The 3,037-nt window shown below is 61.4% G+C and carries 2 protein-coding genes; both read right to left on the bottom strand.

Going from position 1 to position 3,037, the window contains the following annotated elements; all coding sequences use genetic code 11:
* Positions 1-567: 567 nt before the first annotated feature.
* Entirely contained in the window at positions 568-1,257 is a 690-nt protein-coding gene (locus tag Gocc_RS15505) for a nuclease-related domain-containing protein (RefSeq protein WP_181813753.1), read from the bottom strand.
* Positions 1,258-1,483: 226 nt separating this feature from the next.
* The gene (locus Gocc_RS15500) at positions 1,484-2,260 is read right to left on the bottom strand and encodes a type II toxin-antitoxin system death-on-curing family toxin (RefSeq protein ID WP_181813752.1); all 777 of its coding nucleotides are present in this window, start codon (positions 2,258-2,260) and stop codon (positions 1,484-1,486) included.
* Positions 2,261-3,037: the final 777 nt, after the last annotated feature.

Here is a 3,037-nt window from a genome sequence, read left to right as displayed (position 1 = left end):
CGAGATGACTGAGAAGACGAGCCTGAACTTGTCTTCAACAGAGAGAACAACAGGGCGTGCCATCAGCGTGCTCCTTCAGGTCAGGAGCCCAAAGTAACCGCCCTGCCAGATTTCGTGAAGCGGGACAGCCGCGCCCAAACGCGAGATCACTCCGACCGAGGAGGTCGCTATCGTCGAGGCCGCGTAACAGTCAGGGACCGCCGCCGAACTTCCACGGCGCATGAGTCATCCTCGATTCCTGAATCTCGCGGGATCAGGGCGATCTACATGGATGGGGAGCGCCCGGAGAGCTTCGCTCGCCTCGGCGATCCTGGGATCGTTCTTGCTTGTCCGGGCGTGAGGGTGGTTGATGTACAGGTCGATGGCAACAAGAAGTTCATCGTCCGACCATCTCGGGTTGCGGGCCATCGGGTGTAGCTTGACAGACGGATCTGGCGAGCAGCGCCTGCAGCATTCGCACGACGGATGTGTCTAACGGGGCGACGAAGTGGGCAGCTTCAGACGCAGCCTCCTCTCCGAGGAGTCAGGCCGGGGGCAAGGCTGTCGCGACCCTCCGAGCCAACGACATCAAGTGAGCGGCTTCCAGAGGCCGACTGCGAGTAGCTGCTCGCCGAGCGCTTTGGCCCAGCCGATCCACACGCCGTCGAGGCTGAAGGGCTTCGCGAACAACGACCACTCAGCATCCACGAAGCAGAGCACTGCCTTCACATCGACCTGGAACTCCTGAACGAGCGCCTCCCCGAGCGCGGATCGGATCGCCTCGGTCTGCTTCCCCATCCCACCAACGAGCTTCGTACAATCCCGTCGCCCAACGTAGAGGCGCTCGTCGGTCGAGAACCATCCGCCCTTGTCGATCCGCTGCACCTTGCCCTCGTAGTTCTTCGCGTCGATGGCGTAGATGCCGTTGCGACAGACCGCGATGTGGTCGATGTTCGCCTTCGACTTGGGGATGCGGCGGTCGTGCAGCACGATCACGCGGGACTCGTCGTGGAGCGACTCCAGGTACTCACCAAGGATGCTCTCGCCCCTGCTGCCGATGCCCCAGGCGCGGGTGGACTGCGGCTCGTTCGAAAGCGCGAGGTAGACACCGCCGATCCTCCGGCCGAGCTTCTGCTTCGCTTCCTCCTCGCGCTCGTTGTGGAGCTTGTCGTACTTACGCCTGGCAGAGGCCCCCGGCGTGCCCCGCTCGAACGATCGCTCGGCGGGCGGTTGCTCGGCCGAAGGTAGCTCCGGTTCAGACGGAGTGCGCTTCGTCACGCATGCCAGGCAAGTGACCACCTTCACGTTGGGGTTCCACTCTGCTCGGGTGCCTGCGCCGAGAGCAGTGCCACACACAACGCAGACATCGGGGCGGCGCAGCGCCATGACTCGCGGTTCGGGCATCTCGGGAGGCTATTCGGTAAGCCTCACCCCCATCCTTAGCCGACCCACGGCCAGACAAGCATCGTCAGAACGACGGTGCTTGCAGGGAGAGACCGATGAGTCAGGTGCGGTCACGGAGCGCCAGCCGTTCTAGCACTCCGCGATACCGCTGGATGATGTCACCGAGGCTGGGGTGAGCAGCGTGCCCACCGTAGAACCGGCCCGAGTCCATCCCATGTTCTGCATCTAGGTGAAGCTCTCGGCGAATGTGGCGAATGTCCGAGATACTCATTTCGGTGCCGGGGTTGCGTGCGCCCGACATCACCGTGCGGTTTTCGAGTCGAATCTTTCGGCGGTTGTCGTGGTGTTCGATGGTGCATCCATGTCGCTTCAAGAGGATTTCCAGTTCTCTCCATTGGAGCCGACGATCACCGTGCTCGACTGGCTTCGAGTTACCACGGAGCCATTCGTAGATCGCCAGTACCTCTCGGTCGGCGAAGAAGGGATCGGTCTCTCGCGTCGTGTCGCCAGGCTCAAGCAAGGTGTGGCTCGCTGCGGCGACGATCTTCTCGTATAGCTCATCCTCCGTGAACTGGATGAAGTACTCGTTCTTGTATTCGAGGAAGATCACGAGCGACAGCAGGGCGGTTCGCTTGTTTCCGTTGTGGAACGGGTGGTTGCTGATGAGTGAATGAACGAGGGCGGCTGCTGCGGCGTGGACGTTGGGGTACTTCACCGTCGATGCCTGCGGTCGGCTCGCAGCGGAGTCGAGAAGCCTGGGGTCTTTGACCCCTGGCGGCCAGACAGCATCTTGCGTGTCGGCGAACTCGGCTGACAATGCGTCGTGTATCTCAGCTACCTCGCCTGCGCTGAGGTAGTTGATCGAGGTTGTCCTCATGTGGGGCCATTCGAATGGGGGTCGGGTCACGAGGCTGCGAGACTCTTCTTCGCCCTGGGTAGCTTCAGTCGAGCGAGGTTCGGTCGCGTCACTGTCAATCAACGAGCGTGTGGTATCGCGCCCACGGCCCTCGTCGGTGTCAGGTGTAGGGCTTGGTCGAATGCCCGCACTGCGACCGGCGTTCGCGGACTTGAAGGAGCCGTCGATCATGTCTCGGATCACGTACATGGAGGCTCGTGGGACGCGGCCAGACGAGGACGGCACCACACCCCGTAGACGTAGTTCGCGTTTCACCTCGAACATCTGAAGTCCCGTGCGAGAGACGAGTTCGTCCAACTTGATCCTGGGACGAGACATCGGCCTCGGAGTCTATCCGCGTGCCAACGTGTAGCCGACAACCCGTGACCCTTGCATTCGATAAGCAGGTTCTTCGACAGTGAGATCTGGGTCATCCCGACGCCGGTGGTCGATGCCATCCGCATGTGACCAGAATGTGGACATCCACCGTTGAAGCGGGTCGTCTTGCGTAGTCCCAACAACAGTCCGTACCGACTGTAGACCCCTTCAGGCAACGCGAGACAACGCCGAACTACCCCATCCCCCACCCCGAATCTCCATGGTAAGGAGGGGGTCGACGGTTCGAGTCCGTCGGGTCTGTCAGATTTTCGGTGTAAGTCCTGTTGTCTATTTTGTTAATCGTTGATCTCGATTCGTCCTTCGAATGTCACTGCGAACGCGTTGAGGGCGGGCTTCCAGCGGTTGCTCCAGCGTGCTCGG

This window comes from Gaiella occulta, assembly GCF_003351045.1.
Lineage (GTDB): Bacteria > Actinomycetota > Thermoleophilia > Gaiellales > Gaiellaceae > Gaiella > Gaiella occulta.
Note: the sequence above shows the minus strand (reverse complement) of the source record. Positions and strands in the feature narration are given on the sequence as shown.